At 41.1% G+C, this 26,633-nt stretch carries 25 protein-coding genes; 15 read left to right on the forward strand and 10 right to left on the reverse strand.

The annotated features are described in order from the left end of the window. Positions 1 to 46 precede the first annotated feature (46 nt). From BVH04_RS18120 to BVH04_RS18130, 3 genes are all read right to left on the reverse strand, one after another. Positions 47 to 379, reverse strand: a complete 333-nt coding sequence (locus tag BVH04_RS18120) for an MmcQ/YjbR family DNA-binding protein (RefSeq protein WP_086542882.1) — start codon at positions 377 to 379, stop codon at positions 47 to 49. A gap of 203 nt (positions 380 to 582) precedes the next feature. Beyond that, complete coding sequence (locus BVH04_RS18125) at positions 583 to 2,142, reverse strand: serine hydrolase domain-containing protein (RefSeq protein WP_086542883.1); 1,560 nt, start codon at positions 2,140 to 2,142, stop codon at positions 583 to 585. 228 nt (positions 2,143 to 2,370) lie between these two features. Continuing rightward, entirely contained in the window at positions 2,371 to 3,246 is an 876-nt protein-coding gene (locus BVH04_RS18130; RefSeq protein ID WP_086542884.1) for a DUF808 domain-containing protein, read from the reverse strand. A 174-nt stretch (positions 3,247 to 3,420) separates the two neighbouring features. Here BVH04_RS18130 and BVH04_RS18135 point away from each other — a divergent pair, with 174 nt between their 5' ends. Together BVH04_RS18135 and BVH04_RS18140 are read left to right on the forward strand one after the other, a co-directional pair. Continuing rightward, on the forward strand, positions 3,421 to 4,350 hold the full coding sequence (locus BVH04_RS18135) for an SGNH/GDSL hydrolase family protein (RefSeq protein ID WP_086542909.1): 930 nt from the start codon (positions 3,421 to 3,423) through the stop codon (positions 4,348 to 4,350). Positions 4,351 to 4,502: 152 nt separating this feature from the next. Next, entirely contained in the window at positions 4,503 to 5,018 is a 516-nt protein-coding gene (locus BVH04_RS18140) for a GNAT family N-acetyltransferase (protein ID WP_086542885.1), read from the forward strand. A 228-nt stretch (positions 5,019 to 5,246) separates the two neighbouring features. Here the strand turns inward: BVH04_RS18140 and BVH04_RS18145 are convergent, their stop codons facing one another. Further along, positions 5,247 to 5,924 carry an OmpA family protein gene (locus BVH04_RS18145; RefSeq protein WP_086542886.1) on the reverse strand — a complete coding sequence of 226 codons (678 nt, stop codon included), beginning with the start codon at positions 5,922 to 5,924 and terminating at the stop codon, positions 5,247 to 5,249. Between the two features lie 210 nt (positions 5,925 to 6,134). Between BVH04_RS18145 and BVH04_RS18150 the strand changes: the two genes are divergently transcribed. The 11 genes from BVH04_RS18150 to BVH04_RS18200 all read left to right on the forward strand — a co-directional run bounded on the left by BVH04_RS18150 (position 6,135) and on the right by BVH04_RS18200 (position 15,407). Next, the gene (locus BVH04_RS18150) at positions 6,135 to 6,974 is read left to right on the forward strand and encodes an alpha/beta hydrolase (RefSeq protein ID WP_086542910.1); all 840 of its coding nucleotides are present in this window, start codon (positions 6,135 to 6,137) and stop codon (positions 6,972 to 6,974) included. A 95-nt stretch (positions 6,975 to 7,069) separates the two neighbouring features. Beyond that, positions 7,070 to 8,311 carry an alkaline phosphatase family protein gene (locus BVH04_RS18155; protein ID WP_086542911.1) on the forward strand — a complete coding sequence of 414 codons (1,242 nt, stop codon included), beginning with the start codon at positions 7,070 to 7,072 and terminating at the stop codon, positions 8,309 to 8,311. Positions 8,312 to 8,316: 5 nt separating this feature from the next. Beyond that, on the forward strand, positions 8,317 to 8,712 hold the full coding sequence (locus BVH04_RS18160; RefSeq protein WP_086542887.1) for a group III truncated hemoglobin: 396 nt from the start codon (positions 8,317 to 8,319) through the stop codon (positions 8,710 to 8,712). A gap of 272 nt (positions 8,713 to 8,984) precedes the next feature. Further along, positions 8,985 to 9,653: a 3-keto-disaccharide hydrolase gene (locus tag BVH04_RS18165; protein ID WP_086542888.1), complete on the forward strand. Its 669-nt coding sequence runs from the start codon at positions 8,985 to 8,987 to the stop codon at positions 9,651 to 9,653. Positions 9,654 to 9,885: 232 nt separating this feature from the next. After that, positions 9,886 to 10,908 (forward strand): hypothetical protein, encoded by a 1,023-nt coding sequence (locus BVH04_RS18170; RefSeq protein ID WP_086542889.1) that lies wholly within the window; start codon positions 9,886 to 9,888, stop codon positions 10,906 to 10,908. Positions 10,909 to 11,027: 119 nt separating this feature from the next. Then, positions 11,028 to 11,909, forward strand: a complete 882-nt coding sequence (locus tag BVH04_RS18175) for a formate/nitrite transporter family protein (RefSeq protein ID WP_086542890.1) — start codon at positions 11,028 to 11,030, stop codon at positions 11,907 to 11,909. 50 nt (positions 11,910 to 11,959) lie between these two features. Continuing rightward, complete coding sequence (locus BVH04_RS18180) at positions 11,960 to 12,190, forward strand: hypothetical protein (RefSeq protein WP_086542891.1); 231 nt, start codon at positions 11,960 to 11,962, stop codon at positions 12,188 to 12,190. A gap of 267 nt (positions 12,191 to 12,457) precedes the next feature. Beyond that, the gene (locus BVH04_RS18185; protein ID WP_140160611.1) at positions 12,458 to 13,093 is read left to right on the forward strand and encodes a hypothetical protein; all 636 of its coding nucleotides are present in this window, start codon (positions 12,458 to 12,460) and stop codon (positions 13,091 to 13,093) included. Next, a complete protein-coding gene (locus BVH04_RS18190; protein WP_086542893.1) occupies positions 13,086 to 13,391 on the forward strand; it encodes a hypothetical protein in 306 nt (101 codons plus the stop codon). Before BVH04_RS18185 ends, BVH04_RS18190 begins: the two co-directional genes overlap by 8 nt. Positions 13,392 to 13,687: 296 nt before the next feature. Further along, positions 13,688 to 14,239 (forward strand): hypothetical protein, encoded by a 552-nt coding sequence (locus BVH04_RS18195; RefSeq protein WP_086542894.1) that lies wholly within the window; start codon positions 13,688 to 13,690, stop codon positions 14,237 to 14,239. A 4-nt stretch (positions 14,240 to 14,243) separates the two neighbouring features. After that, positions 14,244 to 15,407 (forward strand): DUF4221 family protein, encoded by a 1,164-nt coding sequence (locus BVH04_RS18200; RefSeq protein ID WP_086542895.1) that lies wholly within the window; start codon positions 14,244 to 14,246, stop codon positions 15,405 to 15,407. 11 nt (positions 15,408 to 15,418) lie between these two features. Here BVH04_RS18200 and BVH04_RS18205 read toward each other — a convergent pair whose 3' ends face one another. The 5 genes from BVH04_RS18205 to BVH04_RS18225 form a co-directional block, all read right to left on the reverse strand. Beyond that, positions 15,419 to 16,936, reverse strand: a complete 1,518-nt coding sequence (locus tag BVH04_RS18205) for a M20/M25/M40 family metallo-hydrolase (RefSeq protein WP_086542896.1) — start codon at positions 16,934 to 16,936, stop codon at positions 15,419 to 15,421. 39 nt (positions 16,937 to 16,975) lie between these two features. Beyond that, the gene (locus tag BVH04_RS18210; protein ID WP_086542897.1) at positions 16,976 to 17,653 is read right to left on the reverse strand and encodes an NAD-dependent epimerase/dehydratase family protein; all 678 of its coding nucleotides are present in this window, start codon (positions 17,651 to 17,653) and stop codon (positions 16,976 to 16,978) included. Positions 17,654 to 17,865: 212 nt separating this feature from the next. After that, positions 17,866 to 18,657 (reverse strand): NYN domain-containing protein, encoded by a 792-nt coding sequence (locus tag BVH04_RS18215; RefSeq protein WP_086542898.1) that lies wholly within the window; start codon positions 18,655 to 18,657, stop codon positions 17,866 to 17,868. 149 nt (positions 18,658 to 18,806) lie between these two features. Next, positions 18,807 to 20,138 (reverse strand): polysaccharide deacetylase family protein, encoded by a 1,332-nt coding sequence (locus BVH04_RS18220; RefSeq protein ID WP_086542899.1) that lies wholly within the window; start codon positions 20,136 to 20,138, stop codon positions 18,807 to 18,809. Positions 20,139 to 21,373: 1,235 nt separating this feature from the next. After that, positions 21,374 to 22,261: a dienelactone hydrolase family protein gene (locus BVH04_RS18225; protein ID WP_086542900.1), complete on the reverse strand. Its 888-nt coding sequence runs from the start codon at positions 22,259 to 22,261 to the stop codon at positions 21,374 to 21,376. A 365-nt stretch (positions 22,262 to 22,626) separates the two neighbouring features. Here BVH04_RS18225 and BVH04_RS18230 point away from each other — a divergent pair, with 365 nt between their 5' ends. Next, on the forward strand, positions 22,627 to 24,801 hold the full coding sequence (locus BVH04_RS18230) for a B12-binding domain-containing radical SAM protein (protein WP_086542901.1): 2,175 nt from the start codon (positions 22,627 to 22,629) through the stop codon (positions 24,799 to 24,801). Positions 24,802 to 25,164: 363 nt separating this feature from the next. Here BVH04_RS18230 and BVH04_RS18240 read toward each other — a convergent pair whose 3' ends face one another. Next, positions 25,165 to 25,446 carry a hypothetical protein gene (locus BVH04_RS18240; protein ID WP_086542903.1) on the reverse strand — a complete coding sequence of 94 codons (282 nt, stop codon included), beginning with the start codon at positions 25,444 to 25,446 and terminating at the stop codon, positions 25,165 to 25,167. Between the two features lie 269 nt (positions 25,447 to 25,715). Between BVH04_RS18240 and BVH04_RS18245 the strand changes: the two genes are divergently transcribed. Further along, positions 25,716 to 26,282, forward strand: coding sequence for a Pycsar system effector family protein (locus BVH04_RS18245; protein WP_086542904.1), 567 nt, complete (start codon positions 25,716 to 25,718; stop codon positions 26,280 to 26,282). Positions 26,283 to 26,633: the final 351 nt, after the last annotated feature.

Genomic DNA, 26,633 nt, shown 5'->3' on the forward strand with positions numbered 1-26,633 from the left:
TCTTAAGCTTAAAGTTAAAGAAATATGAATGCGTAAATGTTTACTACTAGCGCGATTTTCTATTCTGGTTGATTACATCCGAATAGGCAGAATTCAAAGCTTCGAAAAGTACATCCTTGGAGACTTTTTGAAGGTCAAAAGTCGTCCATCCTTTTTCTCCCCATTTATTGGGAACTGGATAAATAGCCTCGTTGTTGAATTCGCAAAATGCCATTTGCTCATCCAAGGAAAGTACCAGATTCGCCGTTTTGGATTTCTCATTAAGAGTAGCGAATGTCCGCTTTTTTATCACTCTGAAGGCTGTTCTGTCAAAGTGTGGGGCACTTTCAGTTCCTGGGAACGAAAGCGCCAATTGGGTAAATGACTCATGAGTTGTCATTATTGGACTTAATTTATTTTCCTGCCTAAATTCAGTAATTCCTTAATAAAGTTAAAGAGGCTTGAGTACCTGCCAAATTATGTGATAGAATAATACTCCTGTAAGATTGCCCTAACATTTTTTTTGGCTAAGGTGGTTTTCTTGGTTTATCCACCGGTATCCTTCCTCATTTCTATGGCATATAATCAACCTTTTTTGGCTTTCTATTTCTCTTTAAAATTTACATCGAGTTGCTGGACTTTTGGGTCTTTCTCGGGAGTCAGCGTAAAGAAGATCTCCACATCACCATTCTCTCCTTCTAGCTGGAAGCTGCCCCGAAGTTGATTTTCAGGTTTTAGAGGCGAGACATTTTTGATTTCTCCAGCCTGTTCCAAAATAGCTTTATATTCTGCGAAGCGATGTTCCTTCGAGCGATCCAAAAAGAAGTTTTCGGCTAAAATGGACTCCTCAAGGTATTTGTTTCCAGTCTGAATTAGCATTACCAGCTGGTTTTTTCGCTTTTCCAAAATATCAGAAACGGGTAGTTTTCTCGGCTCCATCACACCTTTTTCATAAAGCAACGCTTCAATCTTCGCAAGGGGCCATGGAGTAGTATAAGTCAGGTTGCAGAATGCCATAATCCCAACACCATATTCTGGATAGAATCTGTAATTGCTTCCAAATCCCGGTAATGCTCCTCCGTGAGACACCCATTTGGTTCCATTACAGTTTTGGTAAATACCCAAACCAAATCCATAGCCGCTCATGATAGCACAATCTCCATTTGTGTTTAACCTAGGAAATTGCGGGGTTTGCATTTCCCGCAGAGAGCTACGTTCGATAGGGCCAGTTTCAGTTCCATTTCGAGGTGGCCATGCAGATAAATGGAACCTTACATACTTGCTGAAATCCTCAATGGAAGTAATCAAGCCACCCATAGCGCCAAAAGCACCATCATGTAGCATAGGTTCCTGTTTCCACTGCTCATCTTCCCAGCGATAGCCAAGAGCTAATTGGTTTTCAGGGACGTTATCGATTTCCCAATAGGTATGAGCCATTTCTAAAGGCAGCAAAATGTTCTCGTTGATATATTCTTGGTAAGGTTGCCCTGAAACTGTGGAGATAATATGACCGAGGATAGCATAGCCAGTATTGCTGTATTCGTATTGAAGCGATGGTGCATTGGAGAAAGAAATGCCTTCGCTAATCAAATTCAGGAGCATTTGGTCAGATTCATTCAGTTGACGGTCTCCCCAAGGATTGTCCTCTGGAAATCCGGCTGTCATAGTCAAGAGATTTTCAATATCAATGATCGGAGCGTCTTCGGTCAGGTAGTGGAGTTTTGACATCTCCGGAATGTATTTGGAAGCAGGGTCGCTAAGGAGCAACTTTCCCTCATCTCTTAGCTTAAGGATAGCCATTGCCGTAAAGCTCTTTGTCATCGAAGCAATACGAAAGGCAGAAGTGGTTTGAGCGGGAATATTTTCAGCTACATCGAGCAAGCCAGTAGAAGATGCTAACACCAATTCATTGTCCACTACTATGCCATAGGCAATTCCCGGAATATGATTGTCCTTGGCATATTTAGCCATCAGAGCTTCTAGTTCTGGCAAGATTTCTTTGATCTTCTCAGCTCGCTGATCCTGTTCGAAGACAGGCATTTGATAGTTTGAGGAAAAGAAGTGGGAGGTTTCTTCAGATTTTTTCTCTTGAGCATGAGCAGTGAAAGAAAAGAAAAGAAACTGCAAGGCCAAGATAGCCGAAAAGTGAGTAGCGGTTTTCATTTATAGAACTTTGATTGAAGAACCATAATATAATCACTAGCGCCATTAATTCTCAGCTATTTGCCTAGAAGCTTTTAGGAAATGGAAAGAATGGAATGCAAGTACCTTTTTTGAGAAAGTAATTTTAAACGAAAGTGTGAAAGCAGGATTTTACAAAGTGGTCAATTCTACTGCTTCTCAAGAAGCTGGAATTAACCAGTTCTTTATCCCTGTTTGCTAAGTACTAACTCAAGTATGTTTCTTTTTGAAGATCTTTTTCCCCAATTCCAGAATCCCAAAAACAATAAAACCGATCACCAAACCAACAAGGAATTCAGTAATGATAGCAGGTATTGAAGGGAAAAGATGGTGGAAAAAATCAATGTTATGAACGAAAATTCCGCCAGAGACCAATAGTAAAGCTATAGTGCCGATGAAGCCCATGGCTTTGATGATTTTAGGAAGTGCATTCACTAACAGTAGCCCAACTTTATCTGAAAAACTATCTTTTCTGTCGTTTATGGCGATCAGCTTATAGCCAAACTCATCCATTCGTACTATCAATGCCACTATGCCATAGACTCCAACTGTAGCCAATAGTGCAATGACGGACACGACTAGGATTTGCTCTAAAATAGGTTCGTTTACTACCGTTCCCAAAGCAATAATCACGATCTCTACAGACAAAATGAAGTCAGTTACTACCGCTGATTTGATCTTTTCTTTTTCCCGGCGAAGAATCTCTTCTTCCGTGATGTCCTCTTCGAGGATTACCGTTTGGGTATGTTTATGAGGAACTATGTATTCGTAAATTTTCTCTGCGCCTTCGTAGGCAAGGTAAAGTCCACCGAGTATCAGGATAATTGTAACAGCCGCAGGGACAAAAGCGCTGAGCAAAAATGCAAAGGGAAGAATAATGACCTTATTAAGCATTGATCCTTTGGTGATTGCCCACAGGACGGGGATTTCTCTATCGGAAACAAAGCCTGAAGCTTTCTCTGCATTCACGGCAAGATCATCACCCAAAATCCCAGCAGTTTTCTTCGCTGCTACTTTACTCATTACTGCTACGTCATCCATCAGAGTGGCGATGTCATCGAGCAATGCAAATATTCCTGAAGCCATTTCTTTTATTCAAAATATATTTAAAACTATGCCTATTGGAGGCAATTGACAGTGAAGATAGGCTGCGCTGACGATGCGTACAAATGAAGATTTCAAGAACGGAGAATTTGTCAGAGTGCATTATAATCTGCCTACCTTGAGATTTAATACATGTTTTATACCAAAACTCCAGTCATGATTCGAGTAGCCCTAGTTTTCATGCTCTTATTAGTTTCACATGTCTCTGCTCTTTCTCAAACCGACTATACCATCCCGGCCGATGTTCACCGAGTTGTTTTTTTAGGGAATAGTATCACCTATTCAGGGCAATACATCAGCTACGTGGAGACTTATTATAGATTAAAACATCCGGATCGTGACTTAGAATGGATCAATATGGGTCTGCCAAGTGAGACAGTTTCTGGCCTATCTGAGGATAATCATGCCAATGGAGCTTTTCCGAGACCAGATTTACATGAGCGACTGGATCGGGTATTTGCGCAAATTAAACCTGACTTGGTCTTTGTGAATTACGGGATGAATGACGGGATTTACTTGCCATTGGATGAAGAGAGATTTCAAAAATACAAGGATGGTATCGACTGGCTGGATGCTAAGATTACTGAAATTGGCGCAGAAGCAATTTTCATTACGCCACCCGTTTATGATCCGAAAAAAGGTACTGCCTATGCCAATGTGTTGGATAATTATTCAGATTGGTTGCTGTCTCGAAGGTATACGGATAATTGGAAAGTGATTGATATTCACTGGCCGATGCGCAAGTATCTGGAAGATCAGCGTGAGTTGGATAGTGCATATTATTTGGCAAAAGATGGAGTACATCCAGCAGAAACCGGGCATTGGCTAATGGCAAAAGAGATTTTACTCAGCCTTGGAGAATTGGAAGTCAAAGTCTTCGATGATATCCAGGAGGCAATTGCTTCTTTTGCAAACGGTGAGGATATCTTAAGTCTAATCGCAAGGCGCCAAGCTTTGCTTCGAGATGCTTGGCTTACTTCTACAGGTCATTTGCGGCCGGGTTTAGGTATAGGTATTCCAATGCAGGATGCTAAAGTGAAAGCAGATGAGATTGAAGAACGGGTGAGGCAACTTATCGCCAATTGAAAGTTAGTTGTAGAAAGTAGTAACGGTCGGGCTAGAAGTTTATTTCTTAAAGGAAAAGAGCTCAATTCAAGTTAAAGAAGAGAAATCAAATTAAATTTGCAATGAAAAAGAAAGACTCCTGAAATGGATATTTCACTTTAACACATTACTGCATGCCCTATTTGATCAGAAAGGCCAATTTTGCTGACCTGAGTTCTTTGTTGGAAATGGCAAGAATATCTTTTATTCAAGCTTTTACCGATGGAAATAAAATTGAAAACGTAAATGCTTACCTCGAAGAGGCGTTTACAGAAGAACAGTTTGCCGAGGAACTTGAAAATCCAGCTTCTGTTTTTTTCCTCCTAGAAGTGGATGGAGATCTTGCAGGGTACGCAAAAGTAAATTTTGTTCCTGCTCAGACTGATCTTCACGATAATTCAAGTCTCGAAGTGGCTCGGTTATATTTTCTTGAAAAGTACGTTGGTTTAGGTTTAGGTAAGATTTTGCTAACTCATACAATCAATTTTGCGAGGCTGAATAGAAAAAAATATCTCTGGTTGGGTGTTTGGGAAAAGAATATTCGAGCGATCAAATTCTACGAAAAGAATGGGTTGAACGTATTCAGCTCTCATCCTTTTCCATTTGGAGACGAGTTGCAGACAGACTTTTTGATGCGAATAAATTTTTGAAATGCATTGTGGCGTGATTATCATAGACGTCATTTTAGCCAAAACTTGCTGAAGCAGAACCAGTAAATAAGTACGCGAAGCAGAGCGCATTAGCCAAAATTATCGCGGGATACAACTCCGAGAAATGTACAGGAATCAACTCTGTGAATGTTGCGGTCTGATGTATTTCAAGAAAAAAGGTGACCATAGCGGTCACCTTCTTGATATTTATAAGAGCTGTAAGTTGTATTACAATTCTCCAAGTTCTCCTTTTTCAGCCATTTTTTGCATTTTCTTATTCGCATAGATGGCCACTTCTACTCTTCGATTTTCCTGACGGCCTGCATCGGTGTCGTTAGTAGCAGCAGGTTGCATCTCACCATAAGCTGTGATTTCCATTCTCTTCTTGGCAATACCATTGCTTGTCAAATAATCTTCAACAGAATATGCTCTTCTTCTGGACAAATCCATGTTGTAATCCTCTGCGCCAGTATTATCAGTATGGCCTTCGATAAGCACGTTAGTCTCCTCATACTTTTTCAATGTAGCAGCCAGCTCCATCAAATTTTGCTTGGATACATCACTCAATTCGGATTTGTCCACTGGGAACATCAGACCAGAATCAAAGGTGATTTTGATGCCTTCACCAACTCTCTCTACGGTAGCACCTTCCAGATCTCTTTGTAATTCATCTGCTGCTTTGTCCATTTGATTACCGATGAGCGCGCCAGCAGATCCTCCGATTGCCGAGCCGATCAATACGCCTACAGCAGTATTGTCCTTGCCGGCAATCACTCCGCCTAGTAATCCGCCTGCAGATCCGCCTATTGCTCCACCTTTCACTGCGTTACTTGATTTACAACTCACAGCACCCAGAGAAGTCGTGGCGATTAGTGCAGCCATCACAAATTTGTTGGTCGTTTTCATATCATTGTTTGTTTGATAAGCTACCCAGTCTCAATTCATGTACCATGTCGATTTGGGGCGAAATAGGGATGATCACAGATTTGTATATGGCATATTATTCCCGATTTTGCGGAGGCAAAGAATTCGTTTGGTATTGATTTCATAGAATTTGGGAGTTTGATGACGTCTTTTGAGCAAGAGCCTATTTAACCTATTCAAACTAAAATGAGCATGAGAAATCTTCTTCTTTGCATAATTCTATTTTTACCATGTTTTGTATTCGCTCAAAAAAATCAGGAGAAAATCTATCTCTGGGAGAATGGAGCTCCTGGTTTTGAGTCTAGAAAAGATGAGCCTGAACAAGCACAAGACTGGTGGGTGAGGAACATTCACAATCCAAGCATCACGCTTTTCAAGCCAGAGAAACCAAATGGAAGCTTTATTCTAGTGTGCCCTGGCGGAGGATTTAGAAATCTGGGTTATAATGGGGAAGGAGTAGCACCCGCCAAATTCCTCAATGAGCTTGGGGTGGCCGTTGGCGTTTTAAAGTATAGACTTTTCAGGGAAGAAGGTTCTCCGTACACCGAAGAGCACCCGACTCAAGATGTGATCCGTGCGATGAGATTGGTGCGATCCAATGCTGAAAAGTGGGCGATAGACTCCGAGCGAATTGGGATTATGGGTTTCTCTGCGGGTGGAGAAGTGGTCAATTGGGTGGTATATGATGCTAATCCAGGAGATGTAAATGCGAGCGATCCCATAGAACGATTTGCTGCTCAGCCTAATTTCCAGATTCAGGTGTACCCTGGCCCACTTGGAACTCCGGATGCTGTAGCCAACGACGCTCCGCCAGTTTTCCTTGTGGCATCAAATAAGGATGAATGTTGCTCAAGTACTATTGTGAATACTATGATTGCCTATCGAGAAGCGGGAGCTGATGTAGAGATGCATTTGTTTTCCAAAGATGAGCACGCATTCAACATGGGCTATCGCTCCGAGTTTGTAAGTATCAATCACTGGCCTGATCGATTGAAAGACTGGTTGGAAGATCATTCTTATTTCAAAAAATAGGATGAAGTAGACATCTAGGCTTTATAAAACTGTTATTAGTGACGATTGGATTGCTTGCCAAAGCTCCAGCAGGTATTTTTGGGAAAAGGTATCTCATGAAAAGATTCAATTCTCTACTGCTGCTTGCTGTTTTTGCATTTTCTACTTTTGCTTTTTCCCAAGAAAAGAAAGAACCAATAGTAATCTTGATTTCTCTGGATGGATTCAGATATGATTATGTAGAGCGATTTAAGCCAGAGAATCTCAGCCGATTTATCGACTCTGGTGTGAAAGCTGAAAGTATGATGCCTTCTTTTCCCAGTAAGACTTTTCCAAATCACTATACGATTGCTACAGGCTTGAAGCCTGAGCATCATGGGTTGGTGGATAATTCTTTTTACGATCCAAAGAAGGATCAGACCTATGGAATCGGTAAAAAGGAGCTTGTGCAGGACGGGACTTGGTATGGAGGAACGCCACTTTGGGTACTTGCAGAGCAAAATAACATGGTTGCTGCCAGTTATTTTTTTGTAGGCTCAGAAGCTGATATCCAAGGAGTACGTCCAAGCTACTACCATGATTATGACGGAGGGGTGAGTAATATGACTAGAGTGACAGAAGTGTTCAAGTGGCTGGAATTACCAGAACCAGAGCGCCCGCGGTTGATTACCATGTATTTTTCTGATATGGATGATGTCGGTCATCGCTACGGGCCAACTAACGATGAGCAGTTATCTAGAAGGTTAACCAAGCTTGACCATGAGTTGGGAGCGCTGTTTGAAGGCTTGAAAAGCTATGAGCTGGATATAAATGTGATTATCGTATCAGACCATGGGATGATGGATATTCCAGTGGATCACTTCATCAATTTGAGTGAATTGACCAAAGATATCCCTGCGAGAATAGTGAATAGTGGAGCCTTGGCGCACTTGTATTTGGAGGATCAGAATGACAAGGAAAAAGTGATCAAAGCACTAGAAAAATCAGATTTGCCCATACATATCACAGACGTGGATGATAAGGAGAATTATCAGGATTTGATGTACAAGGATAGGATTGGTGATATTTTGATTATTCCTGACAGATATTATTACCTAGCTTGGGAATCTGCGATTGCAAAGATCAAGGAGAATGCAGCCACTTTGGGTACGAATACATTTGGAGAACATGGATTTAGCCCAGCCTATAAGGAAATGCATGCTGTCTTTTATGCTAATGGACCAGCATTCAAACCTGGATTGGAAATTGAAACTTTTCAGAATATCCATGTGTATCCCTTGATATGTAAGATTCTTGGGCTTCCGGTTCCTGAGAATATTGATGGTAAATTGGAAGTTCTGGAGCCAATTTTAAAATAAGTGAAATGGATAAGATTGATATTAAATCGAGGAAAGAGGTTGATTTTTTGGTGCGACGATTTTATGATCAAATACGTAAGCATGACACGCTAGGGCCTATTTTCAACGGAGTTGTCAAAGATTGGGATACGCATTTGATCCACCTGAGTGATTTCTGGGAGATGATTTTACTGCAAAGTGGCCCAGGAGCGGGTAATTTTAATCCAGTGCGTGTTCATCGTCAGGTGGATGCTGAGGTGGACAATAGCATCGAGCAGGCGCACTTTGGGAATTGGTTGGAGCTTTGGTTTGAGACCTTGGATAAATATTTCGAAGGAGAAAACGCCAATTATGCCAAGGAGCATGCTAGAAGAATGGCTCATATGCTTTTTATGAGGATTTGGGAAGCGAGGGTTAAGTAGTATTCAGTGACCAGTTTTCAGAAACCTGTAAAAAGTAAAAAGTGAGAGGTTGCGGATGTGCCGTAACTCATTGCAGTCTTCTGACTGCTAAGTAAACCGTCATTGAAAACCAGGCAGGTATTCTGAAGACTTCATTATGCAAGATCCAGGTCAGGAGATCTGCATGGCGTCAATGATGCTTGAACTAGTAGATCAAAAATCTGTTTGAAGGAATTGGTTAGAAGTTATAGATTCTTTTTAGCTTAACCACTCTTAAACTATATCCCAAAATCATGAGAAGAATTTCCTTACTGTTGCTTTTTGTCCTGTTCACTTTTTTTGCACAAAGTCAAACCATCAATCTCTTCGATGGAAAAAGTCTGGATGGCTGGCATATGGACGTTCCTGATTTGGAAGCTGATAGTTCGATGAGAATTCCATTTATCATTCGTGATGGGCTTTTGGTGAGTTTGGGCACTCCCCAAGGACATCTAATCACTGACGCTGAGTATGATAATTACACCCTTGAACTTGATTATCGATTTGCTGGAAAGCCTGGGAACTGTGGAATATTGGTTCATGCATCTACGCCGAGAGCCTTGTACGACATGTTTCCAAAGTCTATCGAAGTACAACTAATGCACAGTAATGCGGGGGATTTCTGGTGTATTGAGCAAAATATCGAAGTGGAGGAGATGGAAGCACGTCGAGGGCCAAAGGAGAATTGGGGAGTAAATGGAAAGAAGGAAAGAAGAATTAAGAATCTGACAGATGATTCTGAAAAGCCACTTGGGGAATGGAATCACATCAAAATCCTATGTGATGCTGATAAGGTCACCGTCTGGTTGAACGGTGATTTGGTCAATGATGGTTTCAACGCCACTGCTACGCGCGGAAAAATTGCTTTGCAAGCAGAAGGTGCGGAGGTAGAATTTAAGAACGTAACGGTCACCGAACTTTAGTCCTTCGACTTTGCTGAGTAACCCTACTGCGACTTCACTCGGTGATAAATTGGCAGCATCATTTTTTCAGCCAAAACAGAATTAGGATAAACTCATGGAATAGGGGTATTTGTGTAGTAATATTTCATTCCTGGAAATTCATAGCTTAGAATAGTTAAATTAGATTGTCTCGATTGAAATAATCTTATCGACTTAGTTTTACTGCATTTTTTGAAGTTAAAATGGAAGGAATATGAAAAAGTTTTTGTCTCTGTTTTTTATTATAGGTTTTTTAGGCCTCTCTGCATTTGCGCAGCAAGAAGAACTACTTTTTGATTCGGAGGAAATCCTGGAAATCACAATGAAGTTTTCTGTGAAGAAGCTACGGAGCGACACCAATGATTCGACTTTTATGGATTCATTTCTGATCTATAAAGACTCGAAAGGCGCACTTGATACGCTGGATGTAGGACTGAGAGTGAGGGGTAATTTCCGTAAGGAAAATTGCTACTACCCGCCTATTCGGATGCGCCTCAAAAAGAAGGAAGGCAAGGGTAATATTTTTGATGGGAATAGGAATATGAAAATTGTTTTTCCCTGCTCCAAGGCAAAAAATGCTGATTCCTACATAGTGAAGGAATATCTCTGTTACCAACTCTATGAACAAGTGAGTGAGTACACTTTTCAAACTCGTATGATTCGGATCAATTTTGTGAATGAAGACGATAAAAAGGGCGAAGTGGAGTCTTTATTGGGTTTTTTGATTGAAGATGATGATAAAGTTGCAGAGCGATTTGGTGGAGAGATTATGGAAAATACGAAGATTGTGGGGACTGTTTTGGAGGATTCCGCGGCTATTAGACATGATTTGTTTCAATATATGATCGGCAATACGGACTGGTCTAGTATGTACCAGCACAATATGAAAATTCTGAAACTGGATTCTAAGACTGTAGTTCCGCTAGCGTATGATTTTGATATGACAGGGATGGTTTTGCCACCGTACGCTCAGGTGAGCAATCTGGTAGATATAGAGACCGTCAGCCAGAGATTGTATAGAGGTTTTTGCAGGGATGAACTGATGATGAAAACAATTCGAGATGAGTTTTTGGCAAAGGAAACTTTGCTTTATGCTGAGATAGAGCAGCTAGCGGATTTGGTACCTTCACACGAGATTAAGTTTATGAATAATTACATGGAGGATTTTTTTAACGTTCTCAAAGATGATCGGCGATTTAATTTTAATATTCTGTCTGCGTGTAGAACAACAGAGTAAGTTCATGAGTTGTTGATTCAAGAGTATTGGGCTCGATTTAGGTTATATGTGATTTTTTGTCCCGAAACCATCCTGATTAATTTAAATTGTAGGCTGGTAGTATCAATAATCAATAAAGAATGGCTTGGAAAAAAGAAAAAACTGAGGAGCAGATCGAAGCAAAGCAGCAACGGGAAATAGACAATGAACTTCGAAAGTCAAAATCTAAGAGTAAAGATTCTGCCAAAACACATGGAGAGATTCTGCGCGAACAGATTATCGATGCTTTAGAGACTTACGACAAAAGCTATCAGAGTCTGTTTACAAGTTCTCTCACGGCTGGTTTGGAGATTGGCTTCAGTTATCTTATGATTTGTTCTCTTTACTTTTTTCTGATGGGAAAAGTGGAGGACAATTCCCTCATTAGGATTGTGTCATTGGTTTATCCGTTGGGTTTTATCTTGGTTGTGTTGGGACAAAGTATCCTTTTTACCGAGCAGACCGCATTATTAACCCTTCCTGTTTTAAACAATAAGAGAACAGTGGGTAGCATGCTGAAACTTTGGGGAACCGTAATAGCCGGGAATCTAGTCGGTGGCTATGTGATAGCCTTTATTCTATTATGGCTAGGCCCACATTTGGGAATTTTCAACAAAGAGGTGGTTGTCAGTATTGCTACACATGTGCTTCATGCAGAGTTGCATGTCATATTTGTAAGTGCAATTATCGCTGGCTGGCTGATGGGCTTACTGTCTTGGTTGCTTGCTTCCTCCAGAGATACGATTAGTAGGATTGTGATTATTTTTTTGATTACCGCGGTGATGTCCTTTACAGGTCTTCATCACAGCATTATAGGAAGTGTGGAGGTCTTTTCAGGTATGTTGAGCTCACCCAACATTTCACTATGGGACTATCTTGCCTTCCAAAGCACAGCTTTGATTGGGAATGCATTTGGCGGAGCGACCTTCGTGGCGTTATTGAAATATCGAGCATTCGTATTCAATATTGTAGCGAAAAGTTGAGTTAAGGAAAATTAACTTAGACAGTTAGTTTCAGCTATTTATCTTGAGGGATGAATAGATTTTTACTTGGTTTGGCGGCAGTTCTGTGCTCCTTTTCATGCAGTCAAAAGGATGATGTAGACTCAGAGAATTCTAATGATTTTCGGCTGGAGATTGTTGATTCGATCAGGATAGATTATTTGGGGGATTTATGGATTCAGGATTATGATTTTATTTCTAGGCAGTTTGTGGCTGTTTCTAAAATCGATCAGGAATTGGTCATTATTGATCCGAAAGGATAAATAAACTCCTCCTTCGTTATTCCTAGTGAAGGACCAAATTCTTTAGTAGGTATTTTTTCGCTTTCGTTTAGAAATAGAGAGCTACAAATTTTTGATTCTAGAAATGGATTTCATTTCCTTTCCACTGAGGGAGTCATAGAATCTAAATTGCCATTACCTTACTCCTATATTTTTTTTAATCAAAGCATTGGCTCTGCTTATTATCCTTTGGGCAATGAGATAGTTTACATAAGGTCTGAGCGATCAAATAGTCTTAGTGGCGGGCCTATGGGAGGTCTTATAAAGTATATGTATGAATTGCCAATCTTGGAAGCTTATGATAGAGCGGCTTATAAGATTAGGCATATTATGGATTTCCCCCAAACCTCATTGTATGCAGATGGAAACCATTATTTCTTACCGTTCCCTAATGTTAAAAAGCTAGGAGATCGCTGGTATTTGTATTTTGCCAGAGAGCTGAAATACTTCGTTTATAAAGAGGTTGGGGTAGATCTAGTTTTAGAAAAAACTGTAGATATGGAAGTTAACGATGCAGTTTTACCAGTAGGAGTTCCTTTTGTGGAGGTAGCAGAATACTCAATGGGAAGGCAGCCAACTGGGATGATCGACCAATTTTATCATTACAAAAGGCACACGATTGTGATTTATCGAAAAGGTATTCCAGAAGAAAAAGTCCTTCTAAATCAGACAGATCCAAGTGTGGAGCTAGTCAATAAAAGCTATGCAGCGGTGTTCGATGAGGAAAACAACTTATTGAAGAACGATATACCAGTACCTGACGGGTTGATTTTCAGTAGAGCTATTACTGAAAATGGAGAAATTCTGGCTTTGAAGAACCAAGAACATTTTGGCGTCGAAGAGGATTTTGTGGTTTATTATAAGCTGAAAATGATATATGAATAGATTTATAATTGTCCTACTTGCCTTGAACGCTCACTTTTCCTGCACCGAAAAAAGTGGTAGTGGTCTTGGGAAAACTGCTGGCTTTCGGCTGGAGATTATTGATTCCTTGCAGATTGATTACTTGGGAAACGTCTGGTTTTTAGATTATGAATCAGAAAGTCAGAGTTATTTGGCTTGGGGAAATCGTGATAAAGAAGTTTTAGTCTTAGATGAAAATGGCCTTATAAAATCAACGTTTGATTTTCCTTCGGATGGGCCTGACGCTTTGATTGGATGGATTAATCCAATCGGGTTGTGAGCTGGGAATATTGAGTTCAATATAGGGAACCAAGGATTTTTTAGATACGATTTTCAGGGAAATAGAATGTGGCAGTATGATTTGCCCTTTGATTATTTTTATGTTAATGGACTAAATGGTGATTCATTCTATCTTTTGGGAAATGAGATAGCTTTTATTAGACCTGAGCATTCTGAACATGCCCGAGATCAAACAATGAAAAGCTTGTTGGAGGGATTTATGGTCAACCGATCTTAGAGGTAATCGATACTGTTTCGAATTTGAGTCGGGAGACTATGGCCTTCCCGCCAAACTCCATGTATAACGATGGAAACTTTTATTTCTGGATGTATCCATCAGTGATTCAATCGGGCCGTGAATGGTTGCTTTATTTCAGAAATGAGTTGAAATTCTGGGTTTATAAGGAGGAGAACCATGAAATAAACTTTGATAGAGAAGTGGACTTAGAGGTGACTGATGCGGTCAAAGCTATAGGAGTTCCTTTCGAAAAAGAAGAGAAATACAATGAGGCTATTGCGAATAACTTCCCAGGTTCTATTCGAGAAATATATAAATCAAAAGATAAAACTATCGTGATCTATACAAAAGGGATTTCAGAAGACCTGACTCGCGAGATCGATCGTGACGAGCCGGATGGTCGCCGAGAATTGGAGAAACTAAAGCAGAACTACGTCGCTGTTTTTGATGCTGACTTTAACTTGCTTCAGAAGGGAATTCCAGTGCCAGCCGGTTTGATTTTTACGACGATAATCACAGAAGACGAAGAGATTTTAGCACTGAAGCATCCAGATTTTTTTGAGACGGAAGATGATTATGTGATCTATTATAAACTTAAACTTCTAAATTAAGTACATGAGAAAAAACGGTGTCATTTCAGCTGTGCTTTTAAGCGCTTTGGCTTTTTTGCAAAGCTGTGGTTCGGATACAGAGAATATTACTACTCCACAGAAACTTGTCTCTGATGGGCAGCTAGTTTCATTGTCAATAGATAGTCAGACCTCGAATGTAAGTGATGGATTGGTGGCTTTTTCAACTGACAGTAATAATTGGTTGTTCAACGTCAACTACACCAATAATGAAATCCAGATCTACGATTTGGAATCTAAGGCTCTTGTGAAAAGATTGATATTTGACTTAGAAGGTCCGCAGGGAGTAGAATATATCTCGGGAATTCATGTACAGGGTTTAGACAGTATTTTTCTTTTTGGATATCCTATGCGGAATCTTCATTTGACGGACACTAGCGGGCACATTAAGGCCAATTATAAATATGATCCTCCTTTCGGATATACTGCTGCCTTTGTGCACAATGCTCACTTCAATTATACTCCTATCCTGACGGAGAATAAATTGTTGGTGAACACAAAATTTGAAGCAAGTCAGAGAGAAGTCACAGATGATACCTTAGCGACTAAAGCATTCAGCTATACAATCGACTTGAAAAGTTCTGAAGTAGATCTCCTGCCAATTAAATGGCCAGCAGGTTACAATGCATCGGGGCCAAAACTTCTAGATTTCAGCATGGCTGCTACAGATAAGATGTTGGTCTATTCTCTGGTGGCGGATCATAACTTATACGTCTCGGATTTGGAAGGGAACTTCATGAAGAGTGTGGATGCAAAAAGCCAGTATCTAGATCAGGCATTTTCGAGTTTTGCAGAAGCCACGGATCAATTACGAACGATGAAGTATGTTTTTGCCTCCGACCGCTACGAGCGTATCCTGTACGACAAGTATCGAGGTGTTTTTTATCGATTTGTTTTCCCTAAAGTAGAAGTGGAAAATGAAGAGGGAATTAATCAGCTCAGGAGATTTCCCAGGAAGTTTGCAGTGATGATTCTAGATAAAGACTTGAATGTGTTGGGTGAGACGTTGATGCCTGAAAATACCTACTATCCAGGAAATTCATTTGTGAGCAAGGATGGATTATTCATATCCATCAGTCATCCTGATAATCCTGAAAACAAGGAAGATTTGATGAATTTTGAGGTCTTTAAACTGGAGGAGTTGAAGTGATTTTTTTAATTCTAAAGTTTTTGGGTGAGAATAGCCATAACCGTAGTGATTCCTTCCTTGTAATTCCCTAATCTGATATTTTCATTTGGACTGTGCTGATTGTTATCCGCATTGACTGTCGGGATAGTCACCGCTGGAATTCCCAATGCATCCACAAAAGGAGATATGGGGATTGAACCACCGGAGATCCGGATTTGCACTGGATCTTTGCCAAAAGCTCTATTCATGGCAGCTCTCAGCCAACTGCCTACTTCAGAATCCATGGGTGTCCGGAATGCCTGATAAGAAATAGAGTAGTTCATACGTACGATTTTCGGGTACTTCATCCTTTCCTCATCCGTGGGGTCATGATCCAAAATATGAAACCCTTGTCCTTCTATGTGTTTTTTGATGAGGCTAAACAGACGCTCAGGATCCGATTCGGGCACCAATCTCACATCGATCTCGGCCATTGCTGTAGCTGGTACTATTGTTCTGGCTTCTTTTCCAACCCAAGCGGATTCCATTCCGCGGATGTTCAGCGAAGGATATTGAATGCTCTCTTGATAGCTTTGGCCAACTTGGTCAGTTCTTCCAATTCCAAGTTTTGTTCGAATTGCATTTTCATCATCAGGGACTTGTGTAAGGATCTTTTTCTCGCTGTCAGTCAGCGTAATCCCATCGTAATAGCCGGGAATTGTAACTACACCATTTTCATCCTTCATGCTCGCAAGAAGTTGAGCCAAAAGAAAGGCTGGATTTGGTGCATAATTACCATAGTGACCACTGTGCTGTGGAAGTTTGGGGCCATAAGTGGTAAGCGTCATTTCTGAGATCCCACGGGCTCCATAGCTCAAAGTTGGTTCATTGCTCGTGTGTCGAGGTCCATCCATGATGAGCATCATGTCGGCAGTCAGCTTTTCCTTGTATTTTAAAACTGCCGATGGCAAGTTGGGAGAACCTTGTTCCTCTTCAAAATCCAGAATGATTTTAATGTTGTAGTTTGGAGAAATACCAGCCTCTTCAAGTGCATCCCATCCCGTCAAAAACATAGCGATTGGACCTTTGTCGTCCGAAGTTGATCTGCCAAAAAATCTCCAATCCGCATCGTATTCAGAAATGAGTTTTTCGGAAGGGATTATTTCCCATTCCCCAGAAGCATTTTGACTCTTTAATACCGGAATATAAGGATCTGGCTGATTCCACTTACTGCGATCTACTGCCTGACCGTCCGTGTGGAAATAGAAAAGAGCTGTTTTTTGCGCCTTGGGTTGACTTTTACTAACAAGGAGTAGCGGGATTCCATTAGTTTCCAGTATTTCGGATTGCCATCCTCTCTTTGCAAACTCCTCCACGCACCATTCAATATTTACTGCAATTTGCTCTGGGTAAGCGGCGTCATTGGGCATACCCACAATTGACTGAAGCAAGTCTAAACCGTGCTGCCAGGATTTCTCAGTGAGTGATTCCAAAGCTTCTTGATTTGGAGTTTGGGAGAAAGTTGAGAACGATAAAAATATCGCAGATAAAATAAGTAAAGTCTGTCTCATCGGAATTTAGGTTGATTTGATGTTGTTTAAGTAGCCTCTTTATAGGTTTGAATTCAGTCTTCCTGCGGTGTTCCTTATCTCCTTTCCCTCCAAAATAAAACTGTCATTATCATTCAAGCTGACGTAGACCATTGAGTCACCAACTTCTGCCAATGTATTAAATCCATTTGGATATAGCTTTCTGCCAATAGGATACATCCAAGCAAAGTATTTATAATAAGAGAGCACGTGTAAAGCGCCTTCCATAGGTTTCATTACTCCTGGTCGATAGGCATAAACTTTTTTGAACGGAAGCTTCCTCAAATCATTCTCGGTTTTGCCTTTCACTCTTGCCCAATGGGAACGGCCTTTTTCGCTACTGTCTGTTCCTTGACCCGAGACATAAGTGAATGTCATTTCTGGATTCAGCTTTGCCAAAGTCGAAGCAAATGCTAGTGTGAGGTCATGGGTAATCTTCTCGTATTGTTCCTTGCTGATTCCAAGAGATGAAATTCCGGCACAGAAGAAACAGGCATCAAAACCGGCTAGTTGATCGGCTACAGCACTCAAATCGGTAAAATCTTTATGAATTAGTTCGACCAGTTTAGGATGTTGATGTCCATTTGGTTTCCGACTGATTGCCAATACCCTTTCGACAGTTGGATTTTCCAGGCAGCGCTGCATGACACCTTCGCCCACCATGCCAGTAGTTCCTGTGATGATTATTTTAAGTCCCATGTTTTGTTTTGTCGGATGTCGGGAGCCCGATGACCCATGTAACTTTCTTGCTAGTGTGAACTACTTATTGTTTTACTTTTATTTCTTTTCTAATAAACACAGCAAAGCATCCAAGGATTGACTAAACTTTACTATGCGGACATATCGGGCATCGGACATTGAGCACTTGTCAACCCAAACGGTCATCGGACACCCGTCATTTTTCACCCAGCCTACTTCAATTTTATAAGCGGGTAATTCAGGCCATTTACTTCATTTTTCATCACCTGATATTTTTTCAAACTCTTGAAAAGCTCTGTCAAGTTTCTGAAACCATAGGATCGCGGGTCAAAACTTGGGTCTATCTTTCGAAGAGAAGCACCGATTTTTGCGATGTGAATTGCTTCTTCTTCATCCGAGGATATTTCAAAAGCCTTGTCGATGATGTCTAAATCTAGATCTGGAGTTTCCTTTACTGGATTTTCCTTCTTGACTTCCTCCTCTACTACCACATTCTTTCGGGTAGTGCTCGCCTGACTTTTCTCAGTTTTCTTATTCTCCGCTCTGTTGTTTTCTTCTTTGGCTTGCGGAGAAAGGTTCTCAGCATACGTAAAAATCTCACAAGACTGCACGAAAGCTTTTGGGGTAATTCTCCGCCCGATTCCCATCACAAACATCCCTTCTTCACGGATTCTTTTCGCCAAACCTGTGTAATCAGAATCTGAGGAAACGATACAAAATCCGTCCACACTTCCACTATGCAAAATGTCCATCGCATCGATGATCATCGAGCTGTCAGTGGAGTTTTTTCCTGTAGTGTAGGAGAATTTCTGGATGGGACTGAAAGAATGTAGGTTGATCATTTCCTTCCAACTGTTCATATGAGGCGTAGTCCAGTCCCCGTAAATCCTACGAATGGTTGCTTTTCCGTATTTGGAAACTTCTTCAAGTATTTCCTTGATCAATCTTGCTTGAGCGTTGTCACCGTCGATCAGCACGGCGATATTGAATTTATTTTCTTTCATGGATAAAAATGTAGTGTTTAATCCCTAATGCTAGCAATTAGCAAGCCGATGTTCGATTGGGAAGAGGTAAATGCCAGAACAGGTGCTCCAGTAGTTTCCATAGCTAAGCTGTTTGATTGCTAACCTAATTTTTCTGTCAAGAATCAATTTTAATCCATTCTGACAAGCTGAGCGCTCGTTTCGGCTGGCGAAATAGAATAGTGCACATAATTTCCTTTACTATCTGATAAAACTTCAAGAGGGCTGTTTCCTTCTTTTTGCATCAAGCTTACGTCTTTCCAACCTTCAGGTAGATACGTTTTTAGTGTTAAGGGAATGTCATATATATTGGGGTTCAAATCTGATGTTAGAGTAATTCTAATTTCATTTGCGTCAAGTTCGGCGCTGATTTTTGTCGCTTTTCTTTCCCGAAGGTATTTGGTGACATCTCCAAATGTTGCAATCCAAAGAGAATCCTTATTTTCTTTTATATACCCGAAGTACTCCTTTAATTCACCTGTGGTCAACGGTTCCCATCCGTAATCTTCAACACCATGAATGACCAAGACTAGCCAGATATTGTCATGTGCTTTCACAGTGTCTGTCCAGGATTTCATCTGATCAATTCCTGAATTGCTAAGAGCGCCTCTTTGCCACTGAACATATTCCTTTTTGGTGTTTCCAGGTTGACTTTTGCTACCTCGATTTATTTCTTCCAGCCAGTCTTCAGGCATTCGGTTTCGTAGTGCCGGATAGATTTTGTAAGCATACTCCATGACTCGTTCATTCTCTGTACCATAAGGCCCTTCTGCGGAAAAGGTAGATTCCTCGCCCATAAACTTCGCTAAGTCAGCTTTGCTTTGCTCCAATTCATAGCGCATATTCACTTCATCAAGCACCGCTAGTTTAGGATGAGTGACTGTGTGCGAAGAGATTTCATGACCTTGCTCGGCGTAAGACTTGTATTGCTCCCAGCTTGTGGTGTCCACTGGATTGTTATGAAAAACCACGTCATCAGTATTTCTCATTCTACTGTTTCGTATTTTTTCATAGCCTTCATCCAGAAGTTCATATGCTTCAGCTATTCTGCCGGCTTCATAAAGTGACCCGACGTTTGCATGATATTCCTCGGCTTCGGTAGTTCCTGTAAAAGCAATCAGAGAGGCTCGCTCAAAGAAATTGGTAGAATCAGTTTTGATTGTTGAAGTTTCTGAAATGATCGTTTTTGGATCTCTTCCAATGAATTTTCCTTTTCCGGATCCTTCCACTTTTCCAGTGATGATGAAAAAAGTAGCTGGAAGATTTAAGCTGTCCATTATTGGCTTTGCGATGGTGAATTGGTTAATGATGCCATCATCATACGTGATGGAAATCGCGCCATTCTTGCTTTCAGGCCATTTAGTGATTTCTGTCTGCGCTGACCAGTCCTTTGTTTGATTGGTGCATGATATAGTGAGTAATAAAACAGCAAAGAAAATTCCTAGTGATGATAAGGTGTTCATTTTTTATAAGGTTGTTGTTTAACCACGGAGTACGCGGCGGATAACGCGGAGAGCGCAACTAGTATGGTCTGCGTAGAACCCCAAGGCACTCTTCCGAAGATAATTAATTGTCTTCAGAACTTAATGGACTGTTTACTGAAGGCAACACGGTAAACTCCGATCTCAACTGGAGACACAGAATGGGGATAAAATATTCCAAAGTTCGACACCCTTCGGGGTCGTTTGGAATCGTGTGTGTTTCGTTTTATCCATGGGTTGCACCCATGGCTATTCATGGTTCGATCCTTTCAGGATCGCTAATCTGAACCATAGTATTTACGCCGGTTAATTTCCGAAATCATGACCATTGCGGAATGATCGATTTAAAGTGACCACGAAGTGGTCGAACCTTTCAATAACCGCGGGTGAAACCCGTGGGGAAGCGGAGTTTAATAATAAATCCCAAACCTGATAGGGGTTGAACTATTGAGAAAGAATTACAAATTCTAGGAAATAAAAAGGTGTAGTTACACCTAGCTAAGGTCTACGCTCAGTGGGGGACTTTTCATATTTGTGAAGTACCATCCGAAGGTAATTAATTGTCTTCAGAACATATTTGACTGGCTATTGAAGGTAACTCGGTAAACTCCGATCTCAACTGGAGACACAGACTGGGGATAAAATATTCCAAAGTTCGACACCCTTCGGGGTCGTTTGGAATCGTGTGTGTTTCGTTTTATCCATGGGTTGCACCCATGGCTATTCATGGTTCGATCCTTTCAGGATCGCTAATCTGAACCATAGTATTTACGCCGGTTAATTTCCGAAATCATGACCATTGCGGAATGATCGATTTAAAGTGACCACGAAGTGGTCGAACCTTTCAATAACCGCGGGTGAAACCCGTGGGGAAGCGGAGTTTAATAATAAATCCCAAACCTGATAGGGGTTGAACTATTGAGAAAGAATTACAAATTCTAGGAAATAAAAAGGTGTAGTTAATCTTGATCGCTTTACAGCACTACACCTAGTCCAACTCAAGGTCTACCTTCACTTGAAAGACTTCACTCGTTTGGGATAGTTTCATTCACTTGGTTTTTTTAAACTTCTAAGTTTACTAAGGAGGGATCGCTTGATAACTTTAAGTTCCGGTCTGTGGACTCAGAGATCCAAGAGATCGAAATTCTACTTTTCTTCGTAATAGAGCTAAAAAAAGGAGTGCTGTCTAGTACTCCTAATTAATGACAAGTAGGTCTTTATCCCAATTTCTCCTTAAAGAACCCGATGGTTCTTTCCCAAGCTAAAGTTGCCGCCGCCTCATCGTATCTCGGCGTGGTATTGTTGTGAAATCCGTGATTAACCTCTGGATAAATAAATGCCTGATTTTCTACATTATTGGCTTCGAGGGCTTTTTCATAAGCTGGCCAACCAGCATTTACCCGCTCATCCAGTGCAGCAAAGTGGAGCATCAAGGGTGATTTGATTTGCGCTGCTTCTTCCGCTGATGGCTGACCTCCGTAGAAAGGAACTGAAGCATTCAATGTTGGAATTCGTACAGCCATCATATTTGAGATCCAACCACCGAAGCAAAATCCTACTACTCCAACTTTTCCATTGCAATCCGGATGCGCTTTCAAGTAATCATAAGCTGCAATAAAGTCTTCCAGCATTTCGTCACGGTCTCTTGTGCTTTGCAGAGTACGACCTTCATCGTCATTGCCAGGATAGCCTCCAAGTGGAGTCAGCGCATCGGGAGCCAAAGAAATAAATCCTGCTACAGCAGTTCTTCTTCCCACGTCTTCGATATAAGGATTCAAACCTCTGTTTTCATGCACCACTACCACTCCCGGTACTTTGCCTGAAGTTCCTGTTGGTGTGGAAAGAAGTCCTTTTATTTTTCCTCCACCTTTAGGGGAATCATACATGATGTAATCCGAGTCAAGACGCGGATCATCGGATTTGATCGTGCGGGTGTCTTCATAGTTTGGCATCATCGCACTCATCAAAGCAGCGACTGTGACGCCTCCGACTGCATAAGCAGACAGCTTTTCTATAAATTGTCTTCGCTCCAGTTTATTGTGAGCATAGGCATCATAAAGGTCAAAAACCTCCTGATTGATATCTTCTTTTCTTAATTCTTTCATGTGTTTATAATTGTTTTTTGAATGGGCACTACCTGTCTCGATATATCGGGATGGAATCTCGCATGGCATCCCGATAGCTATCAGGACATCACTCTCTGTAACGCTTGAGTCATGCCCGATTTCATGGTTTTGGTTATAAGGCTAGATGGGTAATTTACTAAAATGTCAGAAGCAATTATATGCGCTCATGTAATTTATGGGTGACTATGAGACGTTTCAAGGTGATGGCTACTTCGGTCTTCCATAGCTACATGCAAAGTAAGTAGGACAGCTCCTAACTGAATTTTGCTGACCTTAGGAATACAGATACCCAGATAAGAAATATTTTCTTACGAAATTGCACACGTAAATCAGCTCTATACATCTTGGCTTCAAAAATACTTTTCATCACCCCACCTTTCACCCAGTTAAATACGCCATATCCTGCAACGGCTTATTTGAAAGGATATCTCAATCAAATTGGTGTAGAATCGAATCAGGTGGATTTGGGAATAGAGGTGATTTTGCAACTGTTTTCTAAAACTGGCTTAACCAAAATCTTCCATCAGATTGAAGCCAATCAGGCAAATTTGTCGGATAATGCTGCACGGATTGTTCGTCTGAAGGCCAATTATCTACAAACGATAGACCCTGTCATAGCTTTTCTTCAGGATAAAAACCCAACGTTTGCCTATAGAGTTGCCGAAGGAGATTATCTGCCTGAAGCAAGTCGATTTGTGCAGTTGGATGATTTGGAGTGGGCTTTTGGGACACTGGGAATTCGTGATAAAGCCAGGTACTTTGCGACACTTTATCTGGAAGATATCGGAGATCTGATCACAGAGCAGATTGATTCTAATTTTGGATTTAGCCGCTATGCTGAGCGATTGGGGCTATCAGCCAATTCCTTTGACGAGATGCATGAAGCGCTGCATCAGGAATCTGGCTTGATTGATGAGTTGCTTTGTGATTTGCTGGAGCGAAAAATCCAGCAGTATCAGCCCACTTCCGTGGCGTTTTCAGTGCCTTTTCCAGGAAATCTTTATGGCGCATTCAAGTGCGGTCAATATCTAAAAAAACATCATCCCGAACTTGGGCTCTGGATGGGTGGCGGTTACCCAAATACAGAATTGCGCTCACTGAAAGAAGCTAGAGTTTTTGACTACGTAGACTTCATCGTGCTGGATGACGGAGAAGCTCCAATACGGCTATTGTTGGATCATCTGGATGGGAAAATCCCTTTGAATGAGCTGAAAAGAACTTTTACTCGGATTGATGGTGAAGTGACTTATTGCAATAGCAATGCTGTAAAAGATGTCTCTCAGCGCGAAGTAGGGACACCTGATTACAGCGATTTGCTGATCAGGGATTACCTCTCCGTGATAGAAGTGGCTAATCCGATGCATAGACTTTGGTCGGATGGTCGCTGGAACAAGATGACTCTGGCGCATGGATGTTATTGGGGAAAATGTACTTTTTGTGATGTGTCGCTGGATTATATTGGAAGATATGAGCCAATCACGGCCTCTATATTATGTGATCGTATAGAAGAAATTATCGCTCAAACTGGCCAAAATGGCTTCCACTTTGTCGATGAGGCTGCACCTCCTGCTTTGATGCGGGATTTGGCCATTGAGATATTGAGAAGACAACTTTCTGTGACATGGTGGACGAATATTAGATTTGAAAGTAGTTTTTCATCCGATCTGTGTCGCTTGTTGAGAGCTTCTGGATGTATAGCCGTTTCAGGAGGTTTGGAAGTAGCGTCCGATCGGCTTTTGGCACTGATCAAAAAGGGGGTCACCGTTTCGCAAGTGGCTCAAGTGACCAATCATTTTACCCAAGCGGGAATCATGGTTCATGCTTATCTCATGTATGGTTTTCCAACTCAATCTGCACAAGAGACGATAGATTCTTTGGAAATGGTGAGGCAGTTGATAGAGGCAGGAGTGATCCAATCTGGTTTCTGGCATCGCTTTGCAATGACTGCACATAGCCCAGTTGGTCTCGATCCAAAAGCTTTCGGAGCGGTCAATCTTATGCCTGTCGCAGGTTCTTTTGCCAATAATGATCTGCCTCATGACGATCCCACGGGAGCTGATCATGAGCTATATGGTGAAGGACTTCGCAAATCACTTTTCAATTACATGCACGGAGTCTGCTTTGATGTGCCACTTCATGAGTGGTTCGATTCCAAAGTCCCCAAAACCACTGTCCCCAAGAACTTTATCTCAGACGAAATCAGGAACGAGCCAGCAGTGCCATATCAGGACAGGAAGCGGATTATTTGGGTTGGAGCTCAGCCAGAACTACAACTCTTCGAAGAGGACGAGCATTCGGAATTGATCTTCTCCGGGAAAAAAGAAGATTTTGCAATGGAGCTTCCGCTTGATTTGGGGAAATGGGTCAGTGAAATGTTACAGACTGTCGGTTACGATCAAAAGCTCAATACGCTGAAACCCATTCGGGAAAGTTACGAGTCAGAGTTTGGGGACTTGGAAGAGTTGCTTGAATCTGAAGTTTGGGAAATACTCAGAGAGCAGGGATTACTGGTGTTTTAAGCATAGCCAATTTGCTTATGTTTTCTTCCCGATTCGGGAAATCACCCTCGTCTCAAATCGGGATATTTCTTACACATAAAATAACTGAAAAGTGACTTCCCGCTCATTTTGTGATCTATTTTAGAAGTTGGAACTGAGTTTTTGAAATGGAAAATGCTCTGGCACAACTTATGGATCGGTGCCAGAGCAATCATTTCAAAACTAAAATCCCCCAACATGAATAATCTTTTCAAAGGACTAATCGCAGGCTATGGCGCCTACAAACTAGGTGGCGGATGCCTCGGTACAATCTTGGTATTTGTTGTAATCTTTTTGCTTTTGGGACAGTGTAGCTAGGCGATATTTATCAAAGTAAGATCTATATCACTCGTCCCATCTGAGGATCTGAGATACTGTCTTTACCGTTTCTAATCTACCGGCATAGGTGATTTCCAGTTGTGGATCTTCTTTGGAAGCAAGACTGATCTGATACCAGCCTTTGTGTTTCTTCGTATCCATCTTAAGGCTGGTTTCTTCTCCCGTTTTAAGTTTAAGTTCTTTGTGTAGCTTGAGGTAAACATAGTCTTTTGCAACCAAAGTCAACTTTGAAGAAGAAGTGTTTTTGATCTTTAGCTCAAGTTCATCAGTCGCTTTCTTATTCCGCAAAGGTGGATTTGCGCTTAACGCTGCTTTTGACGAAGGAGAGAAAGCTTTGAATTCCCTTTAGAAGCCATTTGGGCGTCAACGCCGATTAGGTCCAAGTCCATTTTCGAATTCGGGAATTGGCTTTGGAAAGAATTGCCAGCGCGAGACTTGACTATGTTTCCCTTTTTGTTAAGATTTTGAGGGGAAGCAGATAATTAAAACTGTCCCAGAGACTTAAGGTTTCTTGGGTAATAATTTTGTAATTTCAGTTTTTACAAAATTCATTCAATATGGAGGACTTTTTAGAGCCAAAAAAAGATAAAACTGAGCGGGCACAACAGACTTTTTTTCGGGTGACTTTTATGAATAATTGTAATCTGCTTCAAATAGCAGATAACAAAGCCAATATCGTGATTAGCATCAATGCGCTTGTAATTTCTTCTGTTGTGGCAATTATTGGATATGGCAGTATATCGCATCAGATTGATTATCAACGTACGATTACGCTTGTACCAATTTTGATATTACTTACTACCTGTCTTGCATCTACCATTTTAGCCGTCCAGGCAGCAAGGCCTAAAGTAATGGGAAAACGAACTGGTCAGAACCCAGAACTGAAGACAAGTATGATGTTTTTCGGTGTAAGCTCGAATTTCACCCTTACAGAATACCTCCTCGAGCTCGACCAAATATTACCTTCAAAGAAACAAGTGCAAGAGCAAATGGCTATTTCGCTTTATTATCAAGGGAAAGTTTTAAATAGAAAATATAAACTGCTTTCGCATGCCTATACGGTATTCATCATTGGGTTAGCAATCGGGGTAATTACTTTTTTTATCTATTTACTGGTATTTTAGATTAAAAAGAGAGCTCATTCCGAATTTGTGAAACGCACTCCCTTATATATTTTGATTTGAATATCGCTTTTCTGCCAGTGAAGAGAAAAAAGCATCATAGAATTGGGTGAACTCAAGCAACTACGCTACTTCTCCCGATAACAATCGGGAGGTCATCGGCCTGCCGTCCGCTAAATCAAAGAAAATATGGCCACTGCCATCATTCTGAATAACGGATCATAAATAGACTGAATTTTAGGCGATTTGATATCCGTTAGCTTACGAAGTCAACTTTTTGAAAGTAGGGGGAATTGCGGATAATCATTTATTTTGATATCGGATTTGTGATTATACGGAATCTTGCCAGTAGAA

The sequence above is a fragment of the Algoriphagus antarcticus genome (genome assembly GCF_002150685.1).
GTDB lineage: Bacteria > Bacteroidota > Bacteroidia > Cytophagales > Cyclobacteriaceae > Algoriphagus > Algoriphagus antarcticus.

Excerpts from the sequence above, each read along its gene's own strand:
- BVH04_RS18120 (WP_086542882.1), bottom strand. The coding sequence starts at position 379 with ATGACAACTCATGAGTCATTTACCCAATTGGCGCTTTCGTTCCCAGGA.
- BVH04_RS18125 (WP_086542883.1), bottom strand. The coding sequence starts at position 2,142 with ATGAAAACCGCTACTCACTTTTCGGCTATCTTGGCCTTGCAGTTTCTT.
- BVH04_RS18130 (WP_086542884.1), bottom strand. The coding sequence starts at position 3,246 with ATGGCTTCAGGAATATTTGCATTGCTCGATGACATCGCCACTCTGATG.
- BVH04_RS18135 (WP_086542909.1), top strand. The coding sequence starts at position 3,421 with ATGATTCGAGTAGCCCTAGTTTTCATGCTCTTATTAGTTTCACATGTC.
- BVH04_RS18140 (WP_086542885.1), top strand. The coding sequence starts at position 4,503 with ATGCCCTATTTGATCAGAAAGGCCAATTTTGCTGACCTGAGTTCTTTG.
- BVH04_RS18145 (WP_086542886.1), bottom strand. The coding sequence starts at position 5,924 with ATGAAAACGACCAACAAATTTGTGATGGCTGCACTAATCGCCACGACT.
- BVH04_RS18150 (WP_086542910.1), top strand. The coding sequence starts at position 6,135 with ATGAGAAATCTTCTTCTTTGCATAATTCTATTTTTACCATGTTTTGTA.
- BVH04_RS18155 (WP_086542911.1), top strand. The coding sequence starts at position 7,070 with ATGAAAAGATTCAATTCTCTACTGCTGCTTGCTGTTTTTGCATTTTCT.
- BVH04_RS18160 (WP_086542887.1), top strand. The coding sequence starts at position 8,317 with ATGGATAAGATTGATATTAAATCGAGGAAAGAGGTTGATTTTTTGGTG.
- BVH04_RS18165 (WP_086542888.1), top strand. The coding sequence starts at position 8,985 with ATGAGAAGAATTTCCTTACTGTTGCTTTTTGTCCTGTTCACTTTTTTT.
- BVH04_RS18170 (WP_086542889.1), top strand. The coding sequence starts at position 9,886 with ATGAAAAAGTTTTTGTCTCTGTTTTTTATTATAGGTTTTTTAGGCCTC.
- BVH04_RS18175 (WP_086542890.1), top strand. The coding sequence starts at position 11,028 with ATGGCTTGGAAAAAAGAAAAAACTGAGGAGCAGATCGAAGCAAAGCAG.
- BVH04_RS18180 (WP_086542891.1), top strand. The coding sequence starts at position 11,960 with ATGAATAGATTTTTACTTGGTTTGGCGGCAGTTCTGTGCTCCTTTTCA.
- BVH04_RS18185 (WP_140160611.1), top strand. The coding sequence starts at position 12,458 with ATGGGAGGTCTTATAAAGTATATGTATGAATTGCCAATCTTGGAAGCT.
- BVH04_RS18190 (WP_086542893.1), top strand. The coding sequence starts at position 13,086 with ATGAATAGATTTATAATTGTCCTACTTGCCTTGAACGCTCACTTTTCC.
- BVH04_RS18195 (WP_086542894.1), top strand. The coding sequence starts at position 13,688 with ATGTATAACGATGGAAACTTTTATTTCTGGATGTATCCATCAGTGATT.
- BVH04_RS18200 (WP_086542895.1), top strand. The coding sequence starts at position 14,244 with ATGAGAAAAAACGGTGTCATTTCAGCTGTGCTTTTAAGCGCTTTGGCT.
- BVH04_RS18205 (WP_086542896.1), bottom strand. The coding sequence starts at position 16,936 with ATGAGACAGACTTTACTTATTTTATCTGCGATATTTTTATCGTTCTCA.
- BVH04_RS18210 (WP_086542897.1), bottom strand. The coding sequence starts at position 17,653 with ATGGGACTTAAAATAATCATCACAGGAACTACTGGCATGGTGGGCGAA.
- BVH04_RS18215 (WP_086542898.1), bottom strand. The coding sequence starts at position 18,657 with ATGAAAGAAAATAAATTCAATATCGCCGTGCTGATCGACGGTGACAAC.
- BVH04_RS18220 (WP_086542899.1), bottom strand. The coding sequence starts at position 20,138 with ATGAACACCTTATCATCACTAGGAATTTTCTTTGCTGTTTTATTACTC.
- BVH04_RS18225 (WP_086542900.1), bottom strand. The coding sequence starts at position 22,261 with ATGAAAGAATTAAGAAAAGAAGATATCAATCAGGAGGTTTTTGACCTT.
- BVH04_RS18245 (WP_086542904.1), top strand. The coding sequence starts at position 25,716 with ATGGAGGACTTTTTAGAGCCAAAAAAAGATAAAACTGAGCGGGCACAA.